Source organism: Micromonospora parathelypteridis, from assembly GCF_014201145.1.
GTDB classification, from domain to species: Bacteria; Actinomycetota; Actinomycetes; order Mycobacteriales; family Micromonosporaceae; genus Micromonospora; species Micromonospora parathelypteridis.
Window position 1 is genome coordinate 3,046,411 of sequence record NZ_JACHDP010000001.1, and the last position, 23,708, is coordinate 3,070,118.

The 23,708-nt window shown below is 70.8% G+C and carries 23 protein-coding genes and 1 tRNA gene; 12 read left to right on the forward strand and 12 right to left on the reverse strand.

The annotated features are described in order from the left end of the window. The first annotated feature begins 84 nt into the window (after positions 1-84). Positions 85-1,200, forward strand: coding sequence for a globin domain-containing protein (locus HNR20_RS13550; protein WP_184179672.1), 1,116 nt, complete (start codon positions 85-87; stop codon positions 1,198-1,200). 69 nt (positions 1,201-1,269) lie between these two features. Here HNR20_RS13550 and HNR20_RS13555 read toward each other — a convergent pair whose 3' ends face one another. Beyond that, positions 1,270-2,799 carry a peptide deformylase gene (locus HNR20_RS13555; protein ID WP_184179675.1) on the reverse strand — a complete coding sequence of 510 codons (1,530 nt, stop codon included), beginning with the start codon at positions 2,797-2,799 and terminating at the stop codon, positions 1,270-1,272. A gap of 332 nt (positions 2,800-3,131) precedes the next feature. Here HNR20_RS13555 and HNR20_RS13560 point away from each other — a divergent pair, with 332 nt between their 5' ends. Beyond that, the gene (locus tag HNR20_RS13560) at positions 3,132-3,908 is read left to right on the forward strand and encodes an IucA/IucC family C-terminal-domain containing protein (RefSeq protein ID WP_184179678.1); all 777 of its coding nucleotides are present in this window, start codon (positions 3,132-3,134) and stop codon (positions 3,906-3,908) included. Between the two features lie 23 nt (positions 3,909-3,931). On the opposite strand, the gene HNR20_RS13565 is transcribed toward HNR20_RS13560, so the two are convergent. Then, a complete protein-coding gene (locus HNR20_RS13565) occupies positions 3,932-5,767 on the reverse strand; it encodes a DUF6311 domain-containing protein (protein WP_184179681.1) in 1,836 nt (611 codons plus the stop codon). A 213-nt stretch (positions 5,768-5,980) separates the two neighbouring features. Here HNR20_RS13565 and HNR20_RS13570 point away from each other — a divergent pair, with 213 nt between their 5' ends. Next, positions 5,981-6,691 carry a class I SAM-dependent methyltransferase gene (locus HNR20_RS13570; RefSeq protein ID WP_184179684.1) on the forward strand — a complete coding sequence of 237 codons (711 nt, stop codon included), beginning with the start codon at positions 5,981-5,983 and terminating at the stop codon, positions 6,689-6,691. Between the two features lie 112 nt (positions 6,692-6,803). On the opposite strand, the gene HNR20_RS13575 is transcribed toward HNR20_RS13570, so the two are convergent. Beyond that, a complete protein-coding gene (locus HNR20_RS13575; RefSeq protein ID WP_184179687.1) occupies positions 6,804-7,346 on the reverse strand; it encodes a YbhB/YbcL family Raf kinase inhibitor-like protein in 543 nt (180 codons plus the stop codon). Positions 7,347-7,486: 140 nt separating this feature from the next. Between HNR20_RS13575 and HNR20_RS13580 the strand changes: the two genes are divergently transcribed. Both HNR20_RS13580 and HNR20_RS13585 read left to right on the forward strand, forming a co-directional pair. Continuing rightward, positions 7,487-7,642, forward strand: a complete 156-nt coding sequence (locus tag HNR20_RS13580) for a hypothetical protein (RefSeq protein WP_184179690.1) — start codon at positions 7,487-7,489, stop codon at positions 7,640-7,642. 51 nt (positions 7,643-7,693) lie between these two features. Further along, positions 7,694-8,896: a low temperature requirement protein A gene (locus HNR20_RS13585; RefSeq protein ID WP_184179693.1), complete on the forward strand. Its 1,203-nt coding sequence runs from the start codon at positions 7,694-7,696 to the stop codon at positions 8,894-8,896. A gap of 29 nt (positions 8,897-8,925) precedes the next feature. Here the strand turns inward: HNR20_RS13585 and HNR20_RS13590 are convergent, their stop codons facing one another. Then, complete coding sequence (locus tag HNR20_RS13590) at positions 8,926-9,342, reverse strand: hypothetical protein (protein WP_184179696.1); 417 nt, start codon at positions 9,340-9,342, stop codon at positions 8,926-8,928. A gap of 87 nt (positions 9,343-9,429) precedes the next feature. On the opposite strand from HNR20_RS13590, the gene HNR20_RS13595 reads away from it, so the two are divergent. Together HNR20_RS13595 and HNR20_RS13600 are read left to right on the forward strand one after the other, a co-directional pair. After that, positions 9,430-10,077 carry a MerR family transcriptional regulator gene (locus HNR20_RS13595; RefSeq protein WP_184179699.1) on the forward strand — a complete coding sequence of 216 codons (648 nt, stop codon included), beginning with the start codon at positions 9,430-9,432 and terminating at the stop codon, positions 10,075-10,077. Between the two features lie 102 nt (positions 10,078-10,179). After that, positions 10,180-10,914 (forward strand): class I SAM-dependent methyltransferase, encoded by a 735-nt coding sequence (locus HNR20_RS13600; RefSeq protein ID WP_184179701.1) that lies wholly within the window; start codon positions 10,180-10,182, stop codon positions 10,912-10,914. Positions 10,915-10,972: 58 nt separating this feature from the next. Here HNR20_RS13600 and HNR20_RS13605 read toward each other — a convergent pair. Continuing rightward, positions 10,973-11,059 (reverse strand) — tRNA-Ser (locus tag HNR20_RS13605). 161 nt (positions 11,060-11,220) lie between these two features. Between HNR20_RS13605 and HNR20_RS13610 the strand changes: the two genes are divergently transcribed. Continuing rightward, on the forward strand, positions 11,221-12,195 hold the full coding sequence (locus HNR20_RS13610) for an NAD(P)H-quinone oxidoreductase (protein WP_184179705.1): 975 nt from the start codon (positions 11,221-11,223) through the stop codon (positions 12,193-12,195). A 19-nt stretch (positions 12,196-12,214) separates the two neighbouring features. Here the strand turns inward: HNR20_RS13610 and soxR are convergent, their stop codons facing one another. Then, positions 12,215-12,688: a redox-sensitive transcriptional activator SoxR gene (gene soxR, locus HNR20_RS13615; protein ID WP_184179708.1), complete on the reverse strand. Its 474-nt coding sequence runs from the start codon at positions 12,686-12,688 to the stop codon at positions 12,215-12,217. Positions 12,689-12,735: 47 nt separating this feature from the next. Here soxR and HNR20_RS13620 point away from each other — a divergent pair, with 47 nt between their 5' ends. After that, complete coding sequence (locus tag HNR20_RS13620; protein WP_184179711.1) at positions 12,736-13,431, forward strand: thiamine pyrophosphate-binding protein; 696 nt, start codon at positions 12,736-12,738, stop codon at positions 13,429-13,431. A gap of 5 nt (positions 13,432-13,436) precedes the next feature. Beyond that, positions 13,437-14,330, forward strand: a complete 894-nt coding sequence (locus tag HNR20_RS13625) for a transketolase family protein (RefSeq protein WP_184188425.1) — start codon at positions 13,437-13,439, stop codon at positions 14,328-14,330. Between the two features lie 2 nt (positions 14,331-14,332). Here the strand turns inward: HNR20_RS13625 and HNR20_RS13630 are convergent, their stop codons facing one another. Continuing rightward, on the reverse strand, positions 14,333-15,040 hold the full coding sequence (locus HNR20_RS13630) for a glycosyltransferase family 2 protein (protein ID WP_184179714.1): 708 nt from the start codon (positions 15,038-15,040) through the stop codon (positions 14,333-14,335). Positions 15,041-15,164: 124 nt separating this feature from the next. On the opposite strand from HNR20_RS13630, the gene HNR20_RS13635 reads away from it, so the two are divergent. Together HNR20_RS13635 and HNR20_RS13640 are read left to right on the forward strand one after the other, a co-directional pair. Continuing rightward, positions 15,165-17,363 (forward strand): glycosyltransferase family 39 protein, encoded by a 2,199-nt coding sequence (locus tag HNR20_RS13635; protein ID WP_184179716.1) that lies wholly within the window; start codon positions 15,165-15,167, stop codon positions 17,361-17,363. Between the two features lie 152 nt (positions 17,364-17,515). Next, the gene (locus HNR20_RS13640; RefSeq protein WP_184179720.1) at positions 17,516-19,117 is read left to right on the forward strand and encodes a ricin-type beta-trefoil lectin domain protein; all 1,602 of its coding nucleotides are present in this window, start codon (positions 17,516-17,518) and stop codon (positions 19,115-19,117) included. Between the two features lie 39 nt (positions 19,118-19,156). On the opposite strand, the gene HNR20_RS13645 is transcribed toward HNR20_RS13640, so the two are convergent. The 5 genes from HNR20_RS13645 to HNR20_RS13665 all read right to left on the reverse strand — a co-directional run bounded on the left by HNR20_RS13645 (position 19,157) and on the right by HNR20_RS13665 (position 23,687). Beyond that, a complete protein-coding gene (locus tag HNR20_RS13645; RefSeq protein WP_184179723.1) occupies positions 19,157-19,756 on the reverse strand; it encodes a hypothetical protein in 600 nt (199 codons plus the stop codon). A gap of 56 nt (positions 19,757-19,812) precedes the next feature. Then, positions 19,813-21,279 (reverse strand): sensor histidine kinase, encoded by a 1,467-nt coding sequence (locus HNR20_RS13650; RefSeq protein ID WP_184179726.1) that lies wholly within the window; start codon positions 21,277-21,279, stop codon positions 19,813-19,815. After that, positions 21,272-21,964, reverse strand: coding sequence for a response regulator transcription factor (locus HNR20_RS13655; RefSeq protein WP_184179729.1), 693 nt, complete (start codon positions 21,962-21,964; stop codon positions 21,272-21,274). Before HNR20_RS13655 ends, HNR20_RS13650 begins: the two co-directional genes overlap by 8 nt. A gap of 84 nt (positions 21,965-22,048) precedes the next feature. Then, on the reverse strand, positions 22,049-22,561 hold the full coding sequence (locus HNR20_RS13660) for a hypothetical protein (RefSeq protein WP_184188427.1): 513 nt from the start codon (positions 22,559-22,561) through the stop codon (positions 22,049-22,051). A 106-nt stretch (positions 22,562-22,667) separates the two neighbouring features. Further along, the gene (locus HNR20_RS13665) at positions 22,668-23,687 is read right to left on the reverse strand and encodes a phosphotransferase family protein (protein WP_184179732.1); all 1,020 of its coding nucleotides are present in this window, start codon (positions 23,685-23,687) and stop codon (positions 22,668-22,670) included. Positions 23,688-23,708: the final 21 nt, after the last annotated feature.

Consider the following 23,708-nt stretch of genomic DNA (forward strand, 5'->3'; position numbering starts at 1 on the left):
CGCACATTCTGTGCGACCAGTCGACACTCTCCGTGGACATTCTATGGGCGCCCGATCCGCTGCCGACTGGAGGAGGAGCGCCGCATGGACAACCTCGCGCGGTTGCTGAAGGAGAGCTGGACCCTCGTCGAAGACGACCGGGCCCGACTGGGCGGCCACTTCTACGCCCGGCTGTTCCTGCTCGACCCCGCCCTGCGGCAACTCTTCCCGGTGCAGATGACCGGCCAGGGCGACCGCCTCCTGGAGGCGATCATCACGGCGATCCACACCGTCGACGACCCGGAGAGCTTCGACGAGTTTCTCCGGGCGCTGGGCCGCGACCACCGCAAGTACCACGTGGCCGACCAGCACTACGCGACGGTGGGGGTGGCCCTGCTGGACGCGCTGCGCAGCACCGCCGGTGACGGCTGGAACCTGGAGTACGACCAGGCGTGGCGGGAGGCGTACGCGGCGATCGCCGCCCTGATGATCGCCGGGGCCGCGGACGACGAGGACCCGCCGTTCTGGCACGCCGAGGTGCTGACCCACCAGCGGTACGGCCCGGACACCGCCGTGCTGACCTGCCGGGCGTTGCAGCATCCGCTGCGTTGGCGGGCTGGGCAGTACGTCAGCCTGGAGGTCCCGCGCCATCACCCCCGGGTGTGGCGGAACTACTCGGTGGCGAACGCCCCGAAGGGCGACAACGTCCTGGAGTTCCACGTCCGGTCGCCGGGGGCCGGCTGGGTGTCCGGCGCGCTGGTGCGTCGGGTACGGCCGGGTGAGCTGCTTCGCCTGGCCGCACCGATGGGGTCGATGACCCTGGACCGCGCCTCGGACCGGGACATCCTCTGCGTTGCCGGCGGGGTCGGCCTGGCACCGATCAAGGCGCTGGTGGAGGAGTTGGCCACCTACAACCGGACCCGGTGGGTGCACGTCTTCTACGGTGCCCGCCATTCGGCGGACCTGTACGGCCTGGCCGGGTTGCAGGAGCTGGTCGCCGTACACCCGTGGTTGTCGGTCACCCCGGCCTGCAGTGACGACCCGGACTTCGACGGTGAGCTGGGCGACATCCCGGACGTGGTGGCCCGGTACGGCCCGTGGACCACGCACGACTGCTACGTCTCCGGCTCGGCCCGGATGGTCCGGTCCACGCTGCGGGTGCTCGCCGCGGACGAGGTGCCGCCGCCGCACATCCGCTACGACACCTTCGGTGACCTCTAGACGTTCCTCCCCCCACACCGGGGCGCGTGCCCCTGCCCCCTGGGGCACGCGCCCCGGTCCCCCCTCTGGTCAGTAGCGCCAGGGGTGCCCGGTCTCGCGGTACTCCTCCACCGGCACCAGCGGCACGCCAGGTGCCATCCGGTCGACGTAGAGCTGGCCCTCCAGGTGGTCGATCTCGTGTGCGACCAGCCGAGCCATGCCGAACTCGAACGAGGTGATGATCCGGCTGCCGTCCCACTGGGCATGCTCCACGTCCAGTCGCAGCGGCCGGGGCACCAGACCTCGATGATCGAAGAAGGACAGGCAGCCCTCGTACTGCTCGTCGGTGTCCAGGTCGGCGTCGACGACCCGGGGGTTGAGCAGCACGACCGGATCGGCCAACCGGTCGGGGGGCCGCACCACGGCCGCCGCCCGGCCGACGCCGAGCTGCGGGGCGGCAACGCCCACCCCCTTGCTGAACGGGTGCAGCTCGTCGAGCCGGGCCAGTGCCCTGGTGAGCCGGTCGACCACGTCCCGGGCGATCTGCTCCTCTCCGGGCAGGTCGAACGGGCGGACGCGCTGGCGAAGCAGGTCGGCGCCGCGTTGCACGATGCCGAGACCGCGCATCCGGTCGCTGGGCCGAACTCGGACACCGCCGGGGACGCCGTCCGCGTCGGTGTCCGGACGGGCACGGAAGCGCCACTGCATCCGGTAGCGGGCGTTCAGCGGTGGGTCGTCGGTCTGCCAGTCGTAGATTGCCCGGTCACCCTCGTCGTGACGCTGCGGCGCCGTCCGCAGCGGGCACTCCTCCGCGGAGAGCGAGGTCTCCTCGCCCCAGACCTGCGGGTCGAGCGCCGCAGGCAGGTCGAGGCGTACGGCGAGCTGCCGGGTGGGTAGCCGGACGGCCCGCTGGAACCAGGGACCCCACTTCTCGTGCCCGACGCTGTACGCGTACTCGATGGTGGCCCGGTCGCCGGGGTAGAGCGGAAAGCGCCGCTCTTCGTTCTCGAAGAGCAGCCAGATCTCCTTGAACGCGTCCCGGTCGTGTTTGGCTCGCCAGTGCATCGGCTCCGCATCACCGCTGCCGTCGTCCCGGCGGGCCTGTAGTTGCAGCTCGGCGAACGTGAGTTGGTGCTCCCGGTGGTGCCGGTTGGAGCGGCCGGGGTCGTTCGGGTAGCGGTCGACGGCGACCCGGACCAGGTAGCGGGTGACCGGCTCGGTGCCGGCGTTGTACAGCTCTCGGTGGATGACGCACCGGTAGCCGTCGTCGGTGTGGATCAGGGTGGCGAGCTCCCGCTCCACGACGAGGCCGGTGCCGGGCGGCAGCCACTGTCCGGGCAGGTACGGCTCACGGTGCGACTGACCCGTGCGGGCGTGCCGTAGGTCGTCGTACTCCCGGAAGCGCTGCCAGATCGCGCCGCTGGCCTCCAGGACGGCCTCGGCGCGGCGGGCGAAGTCTTCGGTCGGGCGGTGTCGGCGCCCTTCGACGTGGCTCACGTAGGACGGGTCGAACCCCATCAGGACGGCCAGTTGTTTCTTGGACAGCCCTCGCCCGGTCCGTTGTCGGGCGAGCTCGGCCGCGAAGGAGTCGGCAGCCCGTTCGAGGGGTGAGGTCGTCATCAGCTTCCTCGTGGCCGGGGCTATAAGTTTCACGTTCTGTGCGTGAGCGCACACGCAACTGGCACCTTTTCGACACTCCGCTTGACAAGTAACCGATGATCATCGATCCTGCGCGCTGTTTCTCCGCGCTCACGCCGGGTAGTACGCGGAGCACGACGCGCTGCTTTCGCCGGAAGCCGGGGTGACCTGGGCCTCCGGATCCAACCAAGGTGAGGCTTCCCTTAGACTCGAAGGCCTGGTTAGGCTAGCCTTAGCTCAGGACGACACTGGTCATCCGCCGAGGCACACTCCTCGGTCACGCGCACGGGGGGACGGATCAGGTGACAGCGGTGATGCCCAGGCGGGACACCATCGCCACGCCGCTCGCCCCCGTCACCGCGGCGCTACGGGCCATGTTCGGCACCGACGACCTTCCCGGGCTCGCCCGGGGCCTGGTGGTCGAGGACGAGTTCGGCTGGGCGCCCGCCACCACCCTGATCGACGGCAGTCGGCTGCCGGAGCTGCTGCGCGGCGCCGCTGTCCGCTGGGGCGGCACCCCGCACGCCTGCGCGGCGCTGGCCTGGAAGTCGTACAGCTACTGGACCGCGCTGCCGGTCGTGCTCGGCTGGGCCTCCGCCCGGCGGGTGCCGCTGGTCGATCCGGCCAACGTGCTGATCCACTTCGAGGACCACCGGCAACTGCTCACCCTGGGCCTGCGTCGTGGCACCACCGTGGCGGTGCTGCCGAGCGACCCGCTGGCGCTCGCCGGCCTGCCGGAGGTGCGGGTCGTCGCCGACGAGGCGGAGCTGCTGGCCGCGCTGCGCGCCTCACTGCTCGACGCCCACCTAACGCCGCTCATCACGGCGATCCAGTCGGAGGTCCGGGTGGGCACCCGGACGCTGCTCGGCTCGGTCGCCTCCGGCATCGCGCACGGCATCCTGCGGGCCGCGGACGGCCTGCCCGGCTCGACGGTGCAGAGCATCGACACCCTGCTCGGCGCGCTCGACCTGGCCGACCTGATCGAGCTGGTGCCAGGGCCGACCGGTGAGCCGAGTGTGCAGCGGCGCACCTGCTGCCTCGCCTTCACCCTGCCCACCCCGAAGGTGTGCCAGGGCTGCTGCGTCCGCTAGCTGTCCTGCCCTGAGTCGCAAGCTCAGTCGGTCAACGATCGGACGTCCCACACCCACACGCCGCCGGTGAAGACCGGCTGGATCCCGGTCAGCTCCGTCATCCCCCGGCGCAGCGCCGTCTCGTGCTCGTGCGGTCCGAGGACGACCACACCGGCCCGCCAGAAGCGCAGATCGTCGACCGCCTGGACCCGGCCCTGCGGGGTGATCGGCGGCACCGCCCCGGTGCGCCGGATGGTGCCGAAGAAGCTGCTGGTGGGGCGGGGCGGCGCACCGAACAACGCGACCCGCGGGGCCTCGGCGTTCGGGCGGGTGTCCGGGCCGAGGAAGTAGCCACGGGCCAGCGGCATGTCGAGTCGGGTCGCCGCAGACCACCGCAACGGCTCCGCGTAGGTGCTGTCCGGCAACGGCAGGGCCACCACGCTGCGCCCACCTGTCACGTACGGACGCCAGGCCCCACTGGTCACGAAGGTGGGCACCGGGTTGAGATGGGTCACGGGCAGCGGAGTGGGGACGATCGGCAACAGGGCCATCGTGAGCACGGTCGCGGCGACAAAGCGGATCTGCCCCTTCGCGGCCGGGTGCGAACTGGCCAGCTCGCGGGCGCGTTCGGCACCGTAGGCGAGCAGCAGCCCGATGATCGGGGTGATCGCCAACGCCCACCGCGTCGGCACCACCGAGTGCAGGATCGGCAGGTTCTCCAGCGCCGCCCAGGGTCCCGGCACACCCGTACCCCGGTTGTCGAAGCGAACCTCCCGGCCCAGCGAGAGCACCGCGAAGAGCAGCCCGAGCGCGGCCAGCGCGAGCACCACGACCGAGCGGCGCAACCACCAGACCAGGGCGATCACCAGGACCACCAGCGCCCAGCCGAAGAAGCTGTTCTCCTCGGTCGGGTTCTTGGCCAGCCCGGCGGCGGTACGCGGGCTACCGGCGAGTGCCTCGCGGGAGTACGCGACAAACGAGGCCAGGTCGCTGGAGTAGCCACGGATCAACCGGGACAGCCCGGAGTACGCGTCCGGCCCGAAGAACTGGACGTACAGGGGGTACGCCAGCAGAAGCCCGGCGACCCCGGCCGCCACGGCGAGGCCGGCGATGAAGGGCCGGGCCCGCGATCGCAGATCGGCACGTCCGAGGGCGAGCACGCCGATGATCACGCCGAGCCCGATCGCGGTCATCAGCAGAATCTCCAGGTTGAGGAAGGCCTGCCAGACGATCACGAGCGCGAGAAGGACTCCGTTGCGCAGCCAACGGCCCGCCTCGCCGAGTCGCAGCGTGCGCCAAATGATCAACGGGACGACGAACTGCGACACGATGTTCGGGTGCCCATTGGCGTGCGACACCATGGCCGGCGCGAACGCGCAGAAGCCGGCGCCCAGCCACGCCGGCCCACGGGTGCCGATCAGGACCCGGGAGAGCAGGAAATACCAGGCAGTGGCGGTGGCAATCATGCCGACGGTGAGAAAGACCAGGAATGCCACTCGCGGCCCCAGGAGCAGGGTGACCGGCGTCAGTGGCAATGAAATGGATAATACGGACGTATTGGCCATCAGATTCACGCCGTCCGGTACGTTCATCTGATTGGAGTGGAACGGATACGCAAAATGCGTCACGACTCGCGCACCGTGCGCCATCATCCATTCGAACTGCGACTGATCGGACTGGTTGTCCCGCACACCACTGCCGGGCTCCAACCAGAGGCGACCGGTCACCCAAAGGCCGAGCGCCACGAAGCTCAGCACGGCGGCCAGGTCGACCCACTTCCCCTTGCGGGAAGGCCGAACGCCACCAGGGGCCCCCTGCACCGACGACGCAGCGGCCGGACCGTCGCTGTCGCTGGGCATGTCCGGTTCAGGAGTAGTCATGACAATTCATAGGGTAGTCAGGGCATGGCGCTGCCGTGACATGTTTCGGGGTACTGCCGTACTATGTGCCGGGTTCGCCGACCGCCGATCACGAACCCACCCCCCGACCACAATTCGGCCACCCCCGATGCCCCGATTCTTCTGCCGTCCCAGCGGATGATTCACTCTGTCGGTCCAGGCACGGGTCGAGTTCATATCGTGAGGAATCGACGCATGGCAGAAATCACTGGGGATCAGCGCGTGCAGTCCGAGGTGCTGGAAGGCCTGGCGACCGCTGTCAACCACCGTCGCTGGTTCATCGAACTGGCCCTGCCCTACCTCGGCGACAACCCGATCGAGATCGGCAGCGGTCTCGGCGACTACGCGCTGGAATGGTCAGAGATGCTGCCCCGGTTCACCGCCACCGAGGCCGACCCGGACCGGCTGGTGCAGCTCAAGGAGCGCCTCGCCGACCGGCCGAACATCGACGTCCGGCAGATGCTGCTGCCGCACAACGACCGGGGTGACTACAGCGCGGCGGTTTCGTACAACGTCCTGGAGCACATCGAGGACCACGTGGGCGCGCTGGGCAGCATGCGTGACCTGGTCCGCCCCGGCGGCAACGTGATCATCATCGTGCCGGCGTTCCAGTTCGCGATGAGCCCGGCCGACATCGCCACCGGGCACGTCCGTCGCTACACGAAGAAGACGCTTGAGGCGGCGATGACCGAGGCCGGCCTGACCGTCGAGAAGATCCACTACGCCAACGCGCTCGGGCTGATCGGCTACTTCATGGCCACCAAGGTCTTCCGGCTGATGCCGAAGGAGGGCCCGATGGTCAAGGTCTACGACTCCGTCGTCCTGCCCGCCACCAAGGCCGCCGAACAGCGCGTCCGCCCCCCGTTCGGCCAGTCAGTCTTCGCCGTAGCCCGCGTCCCGTCCTAACCCCCCGCCCCACACCCCACCCACCCCGCGCGATCTTGCACTTACGGTCGCCCTTCTGTCCCTTATGTCACGGATGTCGGGACAGCAAGTGCAAGATCGCGGGGGTCAGGGGTTACTCCTTGATCTGGTACGTCGGGCGGATCACCGCTCGGGCCAGGGTGTGGAACGTGAGGTTGAAGCCGACGTAGGCGGGGCTGGCATCCGGGGTCAGGTCCAGGTGGTCGACGTCCACTGCGTGCACCGCGAAGACGTACCGGTGCGGGCGGTCGCCGGCCGGCGGAGCCGCACCGCCGTAGCCCTGCTGGCCGTAGTCGTTACGGACCGAGAACGCGCCGCCGAGGTCGGTGCCCGCCGCGCCACCGGCGCCCCTGGGCAACTGCGTGACCTCGACCGGCACGTTCACGAGCACCCAGTGCCAGAAGCCGCTGCCGGTCGGCGCGTCGGGGTCGTAGCAGGTCACCGTGAAGCTCTTCGTCTCGGCGGGGAAATCCGACCAGGTCAGCTGCGGCGAGACGTTGTCACCCCCGGTGCTGCCATGCGCGTGCCGGGCGTCCATCGGCTCGCCGTTCTGCACGTCGTCACTCGTCAGCGTGAACGAGGGCAGCGTCGGCAGCAGCTCGTACGGGTCCGGGGCGATCGGTCGTTCCAGGGTCATCGGTACGCGTCCTTCCGGTGTGCGGAGATACCTGCCCTTCTTACCCCGTTCGGCGGCGGTCGACGACCGGTTGGCCACTGTCCGGGAGGCACCCGAGGAAAGATAAGGTTGTCGCCGCAACGTTCCACGAGGGGAACTCTTTGGCAGGCATCTGGCGCGACTTCGTGATCGCCGTCGTCACCGCCGGACGGAAGCCCGACATGGAGTCGCTCGCCCGGGAACGCCGCCGCGCGGTCGAGCGGCTGGCCGAGGAGACGGTTCGCGAGGGCCGGCGGGCGGCAGACCCGCCGGAGTGACCGGGACGTCGGATGCCGAACGGCCCAAAGATTGATGGTGAAGATGTCCTGATGGGGCGGATCTTCGGGGCACGGCCGGTGGCGACCGCGGAGGCGCACCGAACGACCCTGTTCGAGATCTTCTTCGACCTGGTATTCGTCTTCGGGCTCATCCGAGTCACCACGTTCATGAGCCAGCGACCCGCGCCGCTGAGTTTGGCGCAGGGATTCCTCGTACTCCTGCTGCTGTGGATCTCCTGGCTGGTCTACTGCTGGTTGGGCAACAACGTCGCCATCGACGTCGGGTTGATTCGCGCCGGCACCACCGTCGCGATGGCAGCCATCTTCCTCGTCGCGCTGGTCATCCCAGACGCCTGGGAGACCGGACCGGGTACGACCGGAGAACGGCTGATTCTGGTGCTCGCCTACGTCGCGCTCCGAGTCATCGATCTGGCCCTCTTCCGCTGGGTTGTGGCTGGCAACCAGCAACTGCGCCGGACCATTCGGATCTACACCGCCTCCGCCGCGCTGTCCTGGATCCCGCTCGTCCTCGGTGCCGTGTTCGGCGGCACCGCACAGTTCTTCCTCTGGGCGGCGGCCCTCACCGTCGACCTGGGCGGCGGGGTGGTCGCCTCGGTGCTGAGCGGGTGGACCCTGCGCAGCCCCGGTCACTTCGCGGAGCGGCACAGCCTCGTAGTGATCATTGCGCTCGGCGAGTCCCTGATCTCAGTCGGCGCTGGCGTCGGGGTCGAGAGGATCCGTGGGCCGATCCTGCTGGCCGGCCTTCTCACCCTGGCCGTCACGGTGTGCCTGTACGGGTTGTACTCCGCGAGCGCAGCAACCGCCCGGAACGCGTTGACGACGGCAACCGGGCTGCAGCGGGCCCACGTGGGCGCCAACGCCTACAGCGTCGCCCACTTCCCGGTGCTCGCGGGAATCATCTACGTGGCGCTGGGGGTCGAGCAGGTGCTCGCCGGGCTGGCGCACGAGGAACCCCGAGGCACCTCGATCTGGATGCCGGCCATCGCGTTGTTCGGCGGGACCGCCCTGTTCCTGGCGGCCAGGGCGACCTTTCTGAGTCTCAGCGTCCGATGCGTTCGACCGGGGCAGTTCATCGCTCCCGTTGCCGCTCTGCTGCTACTTCCCGCCGGCCGATACCTGCACGACCTGGTCGCTCTCGGCCTGCTCACCGCGTTCCTCGTCGTACTTCTCAGCTACGAGGCGTGGACCAGGCGAGCCGCGACGAGCGGCGCGCCGCAGACGCCGCCGGAGTGACCGAGCGCGTAACGGTGCTGCTCGACACCTCAGGCGGTCAGCAGCCCGACGCCGAGGCTCACCACCCCTGCGGCGAGGCAGAGTGCGCCCACCCACAGCACCCAGACGAACCGGTTGGGCGCGGTGACGTTCCGGCCGGCGGACGACGCGAAGAATCCCGCCGACATCAGGATCGCGGCGAGCGGCACGCCAAGCCTCGCGGTCCAGAGCAGAACGCCGCTGAGCCCGGTGGCGTCCACATAGAGCAGGGCGATCAGGCTCAGGAGGACCAGCACGCCGGCGTGGCCGTGGCCGGCGCGTGCGAATGACTTCTGGAAGTCCGTCATCGGGACCTGACCGCGGGCGATCCGCGTCAGGAACCAGCCGCCCACCTGGATGGTGACGATGGTGAGCAGCACCACTCCGGCAAGGATCCGCGACTCGGTGCTGAGGGCCAGGGTCTGCACGGCAGTCTCCGTTCGAGGTTTCAGATGGATAGTGGGACTATCCGCTTATGGATAGCGCTACTATCCATCCTGACGAGAGGAAACGCAATGCGGATCGCGGAGCTGAGTCGCCGGTCGGGGGTGCCCGTGCCGACCATCAAGTACTACCTGCGGGAAGGCCTGCTGCCACCCGGCGAGCTGACCAGCCCCAACCAGGCCAGGTACGAGGAGCGCCACCTGCGTCGGCTCCGCCTGATCCGCGCCCTGATCGAGCTGGCGCAGCTACCCGTGGCCAGCGTGAAGGTGGTCCTGGAGGGGTTCGACTCGGACGACCTCCCGCTGCACGAACGGATCGGGACGGTGCACCGCGCCATCACGCCCCACCGACAGGTGACCGGCGACGACGAGATGCGTGCCGTGGCCGCCGCGCAGGTACGGGAACTCGTCGAGCGGCGCGGTTGGGCGGTGCAGCCGGACGCGCCCGCCATCACGACGCTCATCGAGACCATCACCGCCCTGCGCGCGCTCGGCCAGGACCGCCTCACCGGTCACCTCGACGCGTACGCGGAAGCCGTCGAGCGGTTCACCGATCTGGAGCTGGCGGCGGTCACCTCGTACGCCGAGCCGGACCAGATCGCCGAGAGCGTCGTGATCGGCACCATCCTCGGCGAGACACTCATCGCCGCGCTACGGCTGCTGGCCCAGGAGAGCCTCTCCGCCCGACTGCTGGGCCCAGCGTCGGCATCCGACGGCTAGGCGAGAGCCCGACGGTTGGTGGCGAGGACGACCCGGGCCTGTCGGTCGCGCGGTGAGGAAATCCGCTGGACGGTCCCGGTCCGGCCGGGTGATCGTGGGCGGATGCGCCAGGACGAGCTTTGGGACGCCGATACCGCGAACCGCTACGACACCCCGGGCACCGGCATGTTCGCGCCGGAAGTTGTCGATCCGGCGGTGGAGCGGCTCAGTGCCCTCGCCAGCGGCGGACGGGCGCTCGAATTCGCGATCGGAACCGGCCGGGTGGCAGTGCCGCTGGCTGAGCGCGGCGTGCCGGTCACCGGCATCGAGCTGTCCGCGGCGATGCTCGCCCGGCTCCGGCAGAAGGTCGACGAGACGCGGATCCCGGTGATCGCCGGTGACATGGCCACCGCTACCGCACCGGGCGAGTTCGCCCTGGTCTACCTGGTCTACAACACGATCTCGAACCTGCTCACCCAGGCCGAGCAGGTGGAGTGCTTCCGCAACGCGGCCCGGCACCTGACGCCGGGCGGCCGGTTCGTCATCGAGCTGTGGGTGCCCGAGCTGCGCAAGCTACCGCCGGGCCAGGCCGCGACGGTGTTCGCCTGCGAGCCCGGCTACATCGGCCTGGACACCTACGACACCCTGCTCCAGCACGTCGTGTCACACCACTTCCAGTTCGATGCGGGGCGGGAGGCACGGCTGAGCCGATCGCCGCACCGCTACATCTGGCCGGCGGAGCTGGATCTGATGGCGCAACTCGCCGGCTTCGAGCTGGAGAGCCGGCACGCAGACTGGTCCGGAGCCCAGTTCACCGCCGACTCCCGCTCGCACGTCTCGGTCTACCGCCTGCCCTAGGCACGTCCCCTGATCAGCGTTCGAGCTGGTCAGGGGACGTTTTGGCTGCCCGCAGGGGCGGAGGGTGTGGGATTCGAACCCACGAAGACATCGCTGCCTTACCGGTTTTCAAGACCAGCGCCATCGGCCACTAGGCGAACCCTCCCGGGCCGCAACCCGCAGGTGTACGGCCACGCATAGTCTGCCACGGCTCGCACCAGGCGGCCCGGCGTCCCTCCCCGGTGCGCCGGCCAGGCGTCTTGGCGCGTCCACAATGGGCTGGAGGGTGCGCCTGCGGCACCCGGTGAGATCGGGAAGACTGGGCCCATGCGAGCCATCACCATTCCGCAGCCCGGTGGACCCGAAGCGCTGGTCTGGGCCGAGGTGCCCGATCCGGAGCCGGGGCCCGGCGAGGTGATCGTGGATGTGCGGGCCAGCGGGGTCAACCGTGCTGACCTGCTGCAACGGCAGGGGCACTACCCTCCGCCGCCGGGCGCATCCGCGTACCCCGGCCTGGAATGCTCCGGGGTGATCACCGTGGTCGGCTCGGAGGTCTCCGGGTGGGCGGTCGGTCAGCAGGTCTGCGCGCTGCTGGCCGGCGGGGGTTACGCCGAGCGGGTCGCGGTCCCCGCCGAGCAACTGCTGCCGGTGCCGGCCTGTGACCCGGTCGACGCCGCGGCGCTGCCCGAGGTGGCCTGCACGGTCTGGTCGAACCTGGTCATGGTGGCGCGGCTCGGCGCGGGCGAGACGCTGCTCGTGCACGGCGGGGGCAGCGGGATCGGCACCTTCGCGATCCAGCTCGGGGTGGCGCTCGGCGCTACCGTCCTGACCACCGCCCGGGAGCCCAAGCACCGCGGGCTGCGCGAGTTGGGCGCGGCACACCCGATCGATTACCGGGAGCAGGACTTCGTCGAGGAGGTCCGGCGAGCCACCGATGGTCGCGGCGCCGACGTCATCCTCGACATCATGGGCGCGTCCTACCTGGGCCGGAACGTCGCCGCGTTGGCGGCCGGCGGCCGGCTGGTGACGATCGGGTTGCAGGGTGGGCGCAAGGCCGAGTTGGATCTCGGAGCGCTGCTCACCAAACGGGCGAGCATCGCCGCGACGTCGCTACGCTCCCGACCGCTCGCGGAGAAGGCGAAGATCGTCCAGGGCGTACGGGACGAGGTGTGGCCGTTGATCGAGGCCGGCATGATCCGACCGATCGTGGACCGGCGGCTGCCGATGACCGAAGCGGCGCAGGCGCACCGGATCGTCGAGTCGCACGATCACTTCGGCAAGGTGCTGCTCATGCCCATGTGACGCGGCGGGGTGCCGCCCGTCAGGCCAGCGAGTCCGCCGGAGTCGGCTCCTCCGGCGCTCGGGGCAGCATCAGGCGGGCGCCCGGCCCCTCGCCGGCCAACGCGTCCCCGGGGTTGTAGAGCGTGCAGCGCTGCAGGGAGAGACAGCCACAGCCGATGCAGCCATCCAGGTCGTCGCGAAGGTTGGTGAGCAGCCGGATCTTCTCGTCCAACCGGCCCCGCCAGCTCGCGGAGAGCCGCGCCCAGTCCTGTGGGCTGGGCGTGCGGGCTTCGGGGAGCGACTCCAGCGCGGCCCGGATCTCGTCGAGCGAGACGCCGACCTGCTGGGAGATCCGGATGAAGGCGACCCGCCGCAACTCGGCGCGGGCGTACCGGCGCTGGTTCCCGCCGGTACGGTCGGCGCGGATCAGCCCGAGCCGCTCGTAGTAGCGCAGCGCCGACGGCGCCACGCCGGAGCGGACGGAGAGCTCGCCGATCGTCAATAGATCCTGCATCACCAGGTCCTTGAGTTGAAGTGCACTTTAAGTCACACAGTAGTGGCATGACCACCGCACTGACCACCGAGACCGGCTCCCGGCTTCCCGGGCTGCTCCGACGACTGACCGGCGACGAGAAGCACGCGCCCAGCGCGCACTCCACCATCGACGTGCTCCAGGTGCTCTACGACCGGGTGCTGCGGATCACCCCGGAAACCGCCGGCGACCCGGAGCGGAATCGTTTCCTGCTCTCCAAGGGGCACGGACCAGCCGCCTACTATGCGGTGCTCGCCGCGCACGGTTTCATCCCGGATGCGTGGCTCGACGACCTGGCCGGACCGGAGAGCCGGCTCGGCCACCACCCGGACCGACTGCTGGTGCCCGGAGTCGAGATCGGCTCCGGCTCACTCGGTCACGGGCTTGGGCTGGCCGTCGGCACCGCCCTCGGCCTGCGCGCCCAAGGGCTGCTCACACCCCGGGTGTACGTGCTGCTCGGCGACGCCGAACTGGACGAGGGCTCCAACCACGAGGCGATCGCGTACGCGGGAGCGACCGGCCTGGAAAATCTCACCGCGGTCGTGGTCGACAACTCGTCGGCCACACACGGCTGGTCCGGTGGCATCGCCGGTCGGTTCACCGTCAACGGCTGGACCGCCGACACCGTCGACGGCCGGGACCACACCGGCCTGTACGCGGCGCTGACCGGGCACCGGCCACGACGGCCGCACCTGGTGGTCGCCCGCGTCGAGAGCAAGGGATGACCGCCATGCGTGCCGCCTTCCTGGACACCACCACCGCGCTTCTCGACGAGGATCCGCGTACCGCGCTCGTGTTGGCCGACATCTCGGCCAGTCAGCTCGCCCCGGCCGCGCACCGGCATCCCGACCGGGTGCTCAACGTCGGCATCCGGGAACAACTGATGGTCGGTGTGGCCGGCGGACTCGCCCTGACCGGGCTCCGCCCGATCGTGCACTCCTACGCGACGTTCCTGGTGGACCGGGCGTACGAGCAGATCAAGTTGGATCTGGACCACCAGGGCGTGGGCGCGGTCCTGGTCAGCATCGGCGCGTCGTTCGACGGGTCGGCGGAGGGCCGAACCCACCAGTCGCCCGGGGATGTGGCGCTCTTCGACTCTCTCGGCGACGGCTGGACGGTCCGGGTGCCCGGTCACCCGGACGAGGTCGCACCGCTGCTCCGGAACGCCACGGCCACCGACGACCCCGTCTACCTGCGGCTCAGTGAGCAGCGCAATGCTCAGGCGTACCCGGACGCCGACCGGTTACGGGTGCTCCGGCAGGGCGGGACGAACGCGCCGCTGGTGGTGGCTGTCGGGCCGATGCTCGATCCCACGTTGGCGGCGACCGAGGGGATGGACGTGACCGTCGCGTACACCCACACGCCCCGGCCGCTCGACACGGCCGGGCTACGGGCGCTCGCCGGGACCGAGGTGGTGCTGGTCGAGCCGTATCTGGCCGGAACGTCGAGCGCGATCGTCAGCCGGGCGATGGCGGACGTGCCGCATCGGCTGCTCGCGCTGGGCGTGGGTCAGACCGACCTGCGCCGGTACGGAGATCCGGCCGACCACGTCCGGTGGCACGGCCTGGACGCCAGCGGTCTGCGGCGGTCGATCAGCGCGTTCCTGAGATCAGCGCGTTCCTGAGGTCAGCGCGCGGATGAGGCGGCGGGGCGGCGGCGGGCGCGTTCGCGGCCGAGGATCCAGATCGCCTCGACGCCGTCCTTCCAGGTGATCTTCTTGCCCTCTTCGCGGCCACGCGCCCGGTAACTGATCGGCACCTCGTACGGGCGGATCCGTTGCCGCAGCAGCTTGCCGGTCACCTCGGCCTCCATGCCGAAGCCGCGCGAACGCACGTCGAGCGACCGGTAGAGCGCCACCGGCATCAGCTTGAAGCAGGTCTCCAGGTCGCCGATGTACGAGTTGAACAGCACGTTGGCCGCCATCGTGACGCCCTTGTTGCCCATCACGTACCAGAAGCTGTAGGCGCTGTGGCTGCCGAAGGTGCGGTTGCCGTAGACGACAGTGGCTCGCCCGTCGAGCACCGGGGCGAGCAGCTTGGGGATGTCCTGCGGGTCGTACTCCAGGTCGGCGTCGAGGATGACCATGTAGTCGCCCTCTGCGCTGTCGACCGCCGTCTTGATGGCGGCACCCTTGCCGGCGTTGCGCTGGTGGGTGATGACCCGCAGGCGTGCGTCATCGGCGCGACCGAGGACCTCGCCGGTGCCGTCCCGGCTACCGTCGTCGACGACGACCAACTCGATCTCGCACGGATAGTCCACCGCCAATGCCTGCTTGAGGGCATCCGCGATGCGTTCTTCCTCGTTGAAGACCGGCATGAGGATCGAGAGCTTCACGGGAATCTCCACGGTGGCGACGACACGTCAGGCATAGCCTAGCGTGGCTGGTCAGCCCGACGTCTGCCGCCACCGTCGGGCAGTCGGCGTGGCGGGTTCAGCCCGATGGTGTTTACTTCCCGCCATGTCGGCTGCCGGCTCCCTGCTCGCGGCGGTTCCTGTCGCCGCGGTGCTCCTGCTCACCGTCGCGACGAGGCCGCGCGAGGCCGGCGCGGTGGCACCGCTGCGGCTCGCCGTGGTGCGCGCCGCCCTGCTCAGCGGGGTGTACGCGGTGCTCGTCGTCGAGGTGCTCGGCGCGATGCACGCGCTGACCCGGCCGGCGTTCGCCGCCGCCTGGCTGCTCCTCCTGGCCGCCGGCGCGACAGCAGTCGGGGTGCGGCGGCGACGGGCGACCCTTCTCGCGCAGCCGCGCACCGCCGAACCACGACCGGTGCCGGTCGGCGCCGTCGTGTCCGGTGGCACCCCCGAGACCTCCACCCCGGCCGTCGACCCCGAGGCGGACGATTCCGGCCCCGCGTCGACCGGTCGGGCACGCCCCGGCCTGCTCGCCGTGGCGGTCGACGCCTGGCGTACGGCGGGTCGGGGCGAGCGGCTGCTCGCCGGCACGGTCGCCGGGCTGGTCCTGGTGGAGTTGCTGGTCGCGCTGCTGGCCGAGCCGAACAACTTCGACTCGCAGACGTACCACCTGCCGAAGGTGGAGCACTGGGTGGCCCAGGGTGGCCTGGATTTCTGGCCCACCGCGATCCACCGGCAGGTGACCATCCCGCCCGGAGCCGAGTATCTGCTGCTGCACCTGCGCCTGCTCACCGGCGGGGACCAGTTGTACAACCTGGTGCAGTGGGCGGCCGGGGTGCTCTGCCTGCTGGTGGCCGCACGGATCACCGGGCAGCTCGGCGGTGGTCGGAGGGCCCAGTTGCTCACCGCGTTCGTGCTGGCGACCACGCCGATGGTGGTGCTCCAGGCGACCAGCACGCAGACCGACCTGGTCTGCGCGGCGTGGGTGGCCTGCGTGGCGACCCTGGTGCTGGATGGGCTGCGTCGGCGGACCGGCTGGGGCACGCTCCTCGGGTTGGGCGCGGCCACCGGGCTGACCGCGGTGACCAAGACCAGCGGCCTGATCGCGGTCGGCCCGCTGCTGGTGCTCTGGGGGCTGGCCCAACTCCGGCTGACCCTGGCCGGGAGCGCGGCATCGGCTGCGCCGACGACGACAACTGGCGGGGGGCGGCGGCCTCGGCCGGTTGGCGGGCTGGCCCGCACGGTCACTGGTTCGGTGCTGATCCTGCTTGTCGCGGCCGTGGTGGTCGGCCCGTTCCTGGCCCGGGTGACCGCCGAGTTCGGGCACCCGCTGGGGCCGCCCCGGCTACGCGAATCGATCCCGATGGAACGGCACGATCCGCCGTCGATCCTGGTCAACGCTCTGCGGATCGGGCACACCGCGTTCGACACGCCGCTGGCGCCCCTGCGCCGGGCCGGAGCCGAGGCGATCATCGACGGCGCCGGCGTGATCGGGGTCGACCCGCAGGACCGCGCGATCACCTTCGGTCGGGAGATCTTTCCGGAGCCGGCCTGGTATCCGGACGAGGATCGGGTCGCGTTCCCCCTGGCCGGGGCGCTGGCGTTGATCGGTGCGGTGGTCGCGCTCGCCCGTCCCCGCCGGATCGACCCCGAGCGGACCGGGCCGCTGCGCGCGTACGCGGTGGTGGTGCTGACCGCCGTCCTGCTGCACACCTCGATGATCAAGTGGCAGCCGTGGGGAAACCGGCTGATCCTCTACGCCCTGGTGCTCGCGGTGCCGCTGGCCGGGCTCTGGCTCGACGCGCTGCTGCGCCGCCACGCGTACCCGGGCAGGCTCGGGGCGCGGCGATCGGTGGCCACGCTGGCGGCCGTCGCCGTGCTGGCCGCCTCGGCGCTGGCCGGGGTGCTCGCGGTGTCGTACGGCTTCCCACGACGGCTCGTCGGCACCGGTTCGGTCTTCACCACCTCGGACTGGGACACCCGGTTCGTGCGTCGTCCGGAGTGGGCTGACGAGTTCCGCTGGGCCGCGGCGGCGGTCCGCGACAGCGGTGCCCGTCGGATCGGGCTGGTGCAGCAGAACGACAACTGGGAGTACCCGTGGTGGCTGCTGCTGCGGCAGCCGGACGGACGCTCGCCGGACCTGGTGTCGCTGCAGTCGGTGCTGCCGGAACGACCGCCGGCGGACCCCGGATCGGTTGACGGGATCGTGTGCACCGGCAGCAAGCCGGCCTGCGCCAAGCTCGTCCCGGCGGGCTGGCGGCTGGAGTTCCGCGGCTACGTCGGCTACGCGCTGCCGCCGGGTCGCTGACCCGACGAAGCTACGACCGCCCGGATGGTCCGTTCCGGGCGGTTCTGCAGCTCGCGCGCAAGGATCTGAGACGCATTCACATCCATTGATCAGCACGTTACCGTCTGGTAACTCAATCGACGTCCCGCGATTGAGCTGAAAGGAGTGCGTCGATGCCTGCAAATCCCGCCAGGCCCGGACGCGCGACCCGACGACGGGCCATCACCGTCGCCGTCGCCGTCGCCGCTCTCGTCCTACCGATGCTCGCCGGACCCGCCGCCCCCGCCACCGCCGCCGACCGGCCGACCGTCCAACCACTCCCCGCCAACCTCGAAGCCATCCGGGCCGCCGAAGCCACCGCCCTCTACGGCAGCCCGCAGATCCGCCCGATCGACCAACGCCGCACAGCGCTGATCACCATGGGCGACAGCGAGATCTCCGGCGAAGGAGTCGGCAACTACGTCCCCGGCACCCACCAGGACGGAAACTGGTGCGACCGCTCGTACGACCAGGCGCTGTTCCGCACCGGCATCACGTCGGACGCGCAATACAACCTGGCCTGTTCGGGTGCCACCCCGTGGAACCTCATCGCCGGCGGCCCGACCCAGCACAACGAGCTGAACCAGGGCGACTACCTGGGCATCAAGGCGCGCAACACGAACGTGAAGCTGATCTGGGTAGTGGTCGGCGCGAACGGTGACGGCACCATCCAGTTCGGTCCGGTCGCCACCGACTGCGCCATCCGCCGGGTCTTCTTCCAGGGCGCCTGCTACCCCACCTACACCGACCAGTGGACGATCCGCACCGACGGCAGCCGGCAGGCCGTGGAATCGGCGCTCACCGACATCCGGCAGACCATGACCAACGCCGGCTACCTGCGATCGGACTACGAGCTGGTGCTGATGTCGTACCCGAGCCCGGGCAGCCCCGACGTCGAGGACAACCCGAACTTCCCCGGCTGGTACTCCGGTGGCTGCCTGCTCTACCTGGCGGACGCGGCGTTCGCCCGGAACAAGGCGGTGCCGATGTTCGAGTCGGCGCTCCGGTCGGCCGCGGCGAACACCGGCACCCGTTACCTGGACGCCAGCCGGCTCTTCCACGGCCACGAGGTGTGCACCGACAACACCTCGGTCCGCGGCCTCTACATCGAGGTCGGGATCTGGAACGAGAACGCCGCCCGGCAGTCGTTCCACCCCAACGCTCGTGGGCACGGCATGTTCGCCCAGTGCATCACCCAGTTCTGGAACTCCGGTCAGGACCGGGCAAGCTGCGTCGACCCGGCCAGCACCGGCAGCGGCGTGCTCTACCCGGGGCTGCTGGAGTTCAAGCAACTGCGCAACCTGGCCACCGGCACCTGCGTCGACGGCAAGGGGTACGACTCCCGCAACGGCACCGCGCAGCAGCCGTACTCCTGTCACGGTGGGCGTAACCAGGGCTTCTGGTACGACCAGAACCGGCGGTCGCTGCACTCGGAGCTCTCCCACGACCGCTGCCTCGACGTCGCCAACAGCTCGATGACCTCCGGCACGGCGGTCAACATCTACGACTGCAACGGCACCGCCGCCCAACAGTTCGTCTTCGCCGGCAACCAGATCAAGCCGGCCGCCGCGAGCAACCTCTGCGTGGCGTTCGACAGCCCGTGGCTGGGCACTCCCCGGTTGCGGTTGACCGGCTGCTCCAGCAACACCCGACAGCAGTGGTCGTTCGAGGCCCGTACCGCCGCCAACCCGGTCGGCTACGGCCACGACGACTTCATCGGCTCCCGCGTCTACTGACAAGGGCAGGGGCCCTGGCGTCGACCAGGGCCCCTTCGCTCACTTCGCGCGGGGAATGAGGATGAGGCGGGCCACGCCCTTGTCGCCGTCCTTCGCACCGGCGACGCCGAGCGTCGCGCCGACCTTCACCTCGCTCGGCTGCACGGTGGCACGCCGCTCGACGACCCGCAGGTCGTCGCCGAAGGCCCAGGTCATGGTAAAGCCGTCGGTGGACTTGACGGTCATCGAGTCGCCGTCGATAGCGGTCACCTCGCCGCGCTGCACGACGACGGTCTGCGTACCGTTGTCCCTGGTCTGCACCACCGCCTCACCGTGCAGGGTGTTCTTGCGCAGCTGCACGCGGGCCTGGCGGCGTTTGCGCCACTCCTCGCCGCGCTTCTCCCGGGCCTTCTCCTGCGCCGTGGGGGAGGCGCCCGGCGTCGGGGTGGCCGGGGCGGCGACGGTCTGCACGTCCAGGTCGTCGGCGTCGAAGCCCATCGCGGCCAGCGCCTGGCCCTCCACCCCCATCGCGGCGGCGACCTCGACAGCGGCCTCCCGGGCGGGCTGGCTGGCCACCTCGGCCGCACCGCAGCCGGCGAGACCGAGCGTGGCCGCCGCGAGCAGTGCCGTGGTGCCGGTGGCGAATCCCCAACGTGGCATGGCTTTCCCTCTCGTCCGTGGAGTCCTCAGCATTCCCTCCGACGACGAGCGGAGCGTCAGGCCGATGTTCGGGCCAGGTAAGGATCACCCGGCAGCCGGACCGTGAAGGCGGCACCGCCCTCCGGCGCGTGCCCTGCGGCGATCTCCCCGCCCAACCGACGGACCAGCCCGGCGGCCAGCGCCAACCCCAGCCCGCTGCCCACCTTGCGCACTCCCCGGTAACGCTCGTGCAGCGCACCGCGTTCGAACGCCACCGCCAGGTCGTCGTCGGTGAAGCCGGGCCCGCCGTCCCGGACCTCCAGCACACCGCCGGAGGCCGGGTCCGCGTCGGCCGGCCGGACCGCGAGCACCACCGGCGACCCCGGGGGTACGACCCGCAACGCGTTCTCCAGCAGCCCGTCCAGCACCTGCCGGATGCGCCCCGGATCGGTGTACGCGGGCACCGGCTGACCAGGCGTCTCCACCCGGAACGACACGCCGACCGCCGCGCACCGGCCGGACCAGGTCGGCTCCGCGTCCATGGCCAGCCGGGTCAGGTCCACCGGCACCGGTTCGAGTGGGAAGTCGGCGGCCTCCAGCCGGGCCAACGCCAGCAGATCGCCGATCAGCCGGTCCAGGTGTTGGGCTTCGGCCAGCACCGTCCGACCGGTGTCGACCGTGTCGTCCGCGCCGAGCACCCCGTCGGCGAGCGCCTCGGCGTACCCCCGGATCGCGGTCAGCGGGGTGCGCAGCTCGTGCGAGACGGAGAGGAGGAACTCCCGTTGCCGACCCTCACTGGTGGCCAGTGCGGCGGCCAACCCATTCAGCGCCTCGGCCAGGTCGGCGACCTCGTCGGGCGACTCCACCGGCACCCGGACGGCACGGTCGCCGGCGCGCAGCCGGGCGGCGGCGGTGGCCGCGACGCGGATCGGCCGGGCCAGCCGCCGGGCCAGCAGCAACCCGGCCACCACACCGGCGGTCAACCCGGCCAGCAGCGGCAGCCACAGACTGAGCAGCACCTGGGCCCACAGCCCGTTCGCCGTGGGACGGGAGAGCACCACCCCGTTGCCGTTGGGGAGGGCTCGACCTTCGACCAGGGCACGTTCGCCGTTGACCGGGCGGCGGACCGAGACGTTGCGACCCTCCTCGATTCGCTGCACCACCCGGGCTGGCAGGCCCGGCCGGTCGACCGTCCCGCGCCGGATCAGGTACGCGTCGATGCCCTGGTTGCGTAGTTGCTGGATGAGTCGTTCCTCGTCGGCGCTGCGACCCCGGTCCAGCCGGGTCCGCAGCACCTCGGCGGCGAGCCGGGCCTGTGCGGCGAGCGCCCTCTGATCGCTCCGCTCCGCGCCGCGGATCGCCAACGGCACGGCGACGATCGCGGTGACCAGTACCGACACCAGCGCCACCGCGCAGGTGACCAGCACCGCCCGGGCGGTCAGCGTGCGGCCGAACCGGCCACGTCGAGGTGCGGCCGGCGGGACGGTGCCGACCACCGGCAGGGCCATGGTCGGCGACTCGGCGCGCTCGGGGTGGTCAGGCATCGACCGCGTACCCCACGCCGCGGTGGGTGCGGATCACGCTGGCCGGCCCGAGCTTCGCCCGTACCTGGGCGACGTGCACGTCCACCGTCCGGGTGCCGGCGTGCGCCGCGTAACCCCAGACTCCGGCCAGTAACTCCTCCCGGGTGAAGACCCGACCGGGCCGGGCCATCAGGTGGGCCAGCAGGTCGAACTCGGTGGAGGTGAGCTGCACCGGGGCACCCGCGACGGTCACCGTCCGGCGGGCCGGGTCGAGCGTCACCGGGCCGACGACGCGCGGCCGGTCCGCGCCCTCCGGGCCGCCAGCGGAGCGGCGCAGCACCGCGCGCACCCGGGCGACCAGCTCCCGAGGGCTGAACGGCTTGGTGACGTAGTCGTCGGCACCCAACTCCAGGCCGACGATCCGATCGACCTCGTCGTCCCGGGCGGTGAGGAAGATGACCGGGGTCCAGTCGCCGGCCTCGCGCAGCCGGCGGCAGATCTCGGTACCGGGCAGGCCCGGCAGCGCGATGTCCAGGACGCAGGCCACCGGGCGCAGTCGGCGGGCGGCGCTCAGGCCGGCCGCGCCGTCCCGTTCCAGGTGGACACCGAAGCCGTCGCGGGTGAGGTACAGCCGGACCAGGTCGGCGATGGCCGGCTCGTCCTCGACCACGAGGACGAGCCCGCGGTGCGGCGGTTCGACGGTCACCGGCCCATGATTGCCGACCCGGAGGGCTCGACGCGATCGACGCGTGTTCGAGTTCGGTAAAGGCGGGGCGAAGCCGGAACGGCGTCAGCTCACCACGGCGGGACGGAACACGCTGGGACGCGCGGCGGCCGGCGCGTCACCGATGGTGGCGACGATCCGCTCGCGGGGCGTTCGCAGGCGGGTCCGGAACGCGTGGTTGAGCAACGCATCGAGCTGCCACACGCGCTTCGGTTGACTGGTACGGATCAGGAACCGCTCACGGATCCCGTCGATCGCGGTGGCCGCCAACTCGACCGAGTGCAGCCGCGGGTCCGGGCTCCAGGTCACGTTGCTCAGCTCACGCAACTCGGTGTTGAGGTGCAGACGCAGTCGGTGCAGCAGCCGGGTCTGCTGGGTCACCACCAGCCGGCGGTGGGTGAGCAGGATCAGGTAGTCGCCGGTGACCGGGCGGTCGGGGCGGCTACAACGGGTGACCAGGATGGTGGCGTCACCGGAGCCGACGCAGCGCCGGAAGACCGGCATGTGCCGGCTCACGGTCTGCACGGCCAGGCCAGCCTCGGCGGCGGCCGGAAGGAACGTTCGGGAGAAGACGTCCATGACCTGCCCAACGACCTCCCTTAGCGGGGTGACGTGGGTCACGCGGCTTTTTTGGAAGTTCCACGCGCCGGGTCGCACTCCCTGTCCGATTTCCGACTTGGACGGATCATGGTCGGGTGTCGGGCTGGAGCGGACTGGCGGCGAACAACTCCTCCAGCCAGCCGGGCACCGCGTCGGCGTACTCGGCGCGGGACTCCTCGGCAGTGTCCAGCGCTCGACGCCAGGACAGCGACCGGCTCACCGCCCCCAGGTTGATCGCCAGGTCGGCCGCCTCGACGAGGGTCCGGCGGTCGTACCGGTCGGTCCACGCTTCCAGGTAGGCGTCGCGCAGCCGCACCAGGCGGGCGTCGTCGGCCGCCAACTCCTTGCTGTACCGGATGGAGCGCAGGGTCACCAGCAGCGTGCCGAAGGGGTGCGCCACCGAGGCGTCACCCCAGTCGAAGTAGCGGCACCCCTCCGGGCCTGCGAAGACGTTGCCGTCGTGCAGGTCGTCGTGTTGCACCGTGGCCGGGATGCCGATGTCGGCGAGTCGGCGGCACCGCTCGGCGTACGACGGCAGCTCGGCCCGCAGCCGCTCGTGCATGTCCGGGCTGAGCCCGCCCTCGGCACCGATCAGCAGTGACTCGCGATCGTCGAGCAGCTCGGCGAAGTTTCCGGCCAGCACCTCGGGACGGTGGTCCGGCACGCCCAGGGAGACCAGCTCGTCGGCACGCGGCGCGGTGGCCAGTTGGAGCGCGGCGTACCCGGGCAGCGCCCGTTCCCAGTGCGCCAGATCAGGGTCGCGCGCCAGCAGGTCGCGCAACGACTCGCCGCCGTCGGGCAGGAGCGACCAGCCCTGCGCCGGGTCGACCGCGATCGGTGTCAGCACCCGCTCGGGCGTCAACTGGGCGAGCGTCGCGATCAGGACCGCCTCGTGCACGGTGCCCCGGTTGTTGGCCTTGAACCAGACCGGGCCGTCGTCGGTGGGCACGCGCCAGACCAGCGACCAGGGACGCACCCGGGGCTCCGCCAGCCCGGTCACCCGCCGGCCGGTCTGGCCCAGCTGCGCCTCGACCCAGGACCGGGCCCGCAACTGCCACTGCTCGCTGGACCAGTCGGGGCCGTACCCATCCGCGTTCGTCGTCACGTTGGGCACCATAGGCGGCCC

Coding starts and splice junctions, on each gene's coding strand:
- HNR20_RS13550 (WP_184179672.1), top strand. CDS start 85: ATGGACAACCTCGCGCGGTTGCTGAAGGAGAGCTGGACCCTCGTCGAA.
- HNR20_RS13555 (WP_184179675.1), bottom strand. CDS start 2,799: ATGACGACCTCACCCCTCGAACGGGCTGCCGACTCCTTCGCGGCCGAG.
- HNR20_RS13560 (WP_184179678.1), top strand. CDS start 3,132: ATGCCCAGGCGGGACACCATCGCCACGCCGCTCGCCCCCGTCACCGCG.
- HNR20_RS13565 (WP_184179681.1), bottom strand. CDS start 5,767: ATGACTACTCCTGAACCGGACATGCCCAGCGACAGCGACGGTCCGGCC.
- HNR20_RS13570 (WP_184179684.1), top strand. CDS start 5,981: ATGGCAGAAATCACTGGGGATCAGCGCGTGCAGTCCGAGGTGCTGGAA.
- HNR20_RS13575 (WP_184179687.1), bottom strand. CDS start 7,346: ATGACCCTGGAACGACCGATCGCCCCGGACCCGTACGAGCTGCTGCCG.
- HNR20_RS13585 (WP_184179693.1), top strand. CDS start 7,694: ATGGGGCGGATCTTCGGGGCACGGCCGGTGGCGACCGCGGAGGCGCAC.
- HNR20_RS13595 (WP_184179699.1), top strand. CDS start 9,430: ATGCGGATCGCGGAGCTGAGTCGCCGGTCGGGGGTGCCCGTGCCGACC.
- HNR20_RS13600 (WP_184179701.1), top strand. CDS start 10,180: ATGCGCCAGGACGAGCTTTGGGACGCCGATACCGCGAACCGCTACGAC.
- HNR20_RS13610 (WP_184179705.1), top strand. CDS start 11,221: ATGCGAGCCATCACCATTCCGCAGCCCGGTGGACCCGAAGCGCTGGTC.
- soxR (WP_184179708.1), bottom strand. CDS start 12,688: ATGCAGGATCTATTGACGATCGGCGAGCTCTCCGTCCGCTCCGGCGTG.
- HNR20_RS13620 (WP_184179711.1), top strand. CDS start 12,736: ATGACCACCGCACTGACCACCGAGACCGGCTCCCGGCTTCCCGGGCTG.
- HNR20_RS13625 (WP_184188425.1), top strand. CDS start 13,437: ATGCGTGCCGCCTTCCTGGACACCACCACCGCGCTTCTCGACGAGGAT.
- HNR20_RS13635 (WP_184179716.1), top strand. CDS start 15,165: ATGTCGGCTGCCGGCTCCCTGCTCGCGGCGGTTCCTGTCGCCGCGGTG.
- HNR20_RS13640 (WP_184179720.1), top strand. CDS start 17,516: ATGCCTGCAAATCCCGCCAGGCCCGGACGCGCGACCCGACGACGGGCC.
- HNR20_RS13645 (WP_184179723.1), bottom strand. CDS start 19,756: ATGCCACGTTGGGGATTCGCCACCGGCACCACGGCACTGCTCGCGGCG.
- HNR20_RS13650 (WP_184179726.1), bottom strand. CDS start 21,279: ATGCCTGACCACCCCGAGCGCGCCGAGTCGCCGACCATGGCCCTGCCG.
- HNR20_RS13660 (WP_184188427.1), bottom strand. CDS start 22,561: ATGGACGTCTTCTCCCGAACGTTCCTTCCGGCCGCCGCCGAGGCTGGC.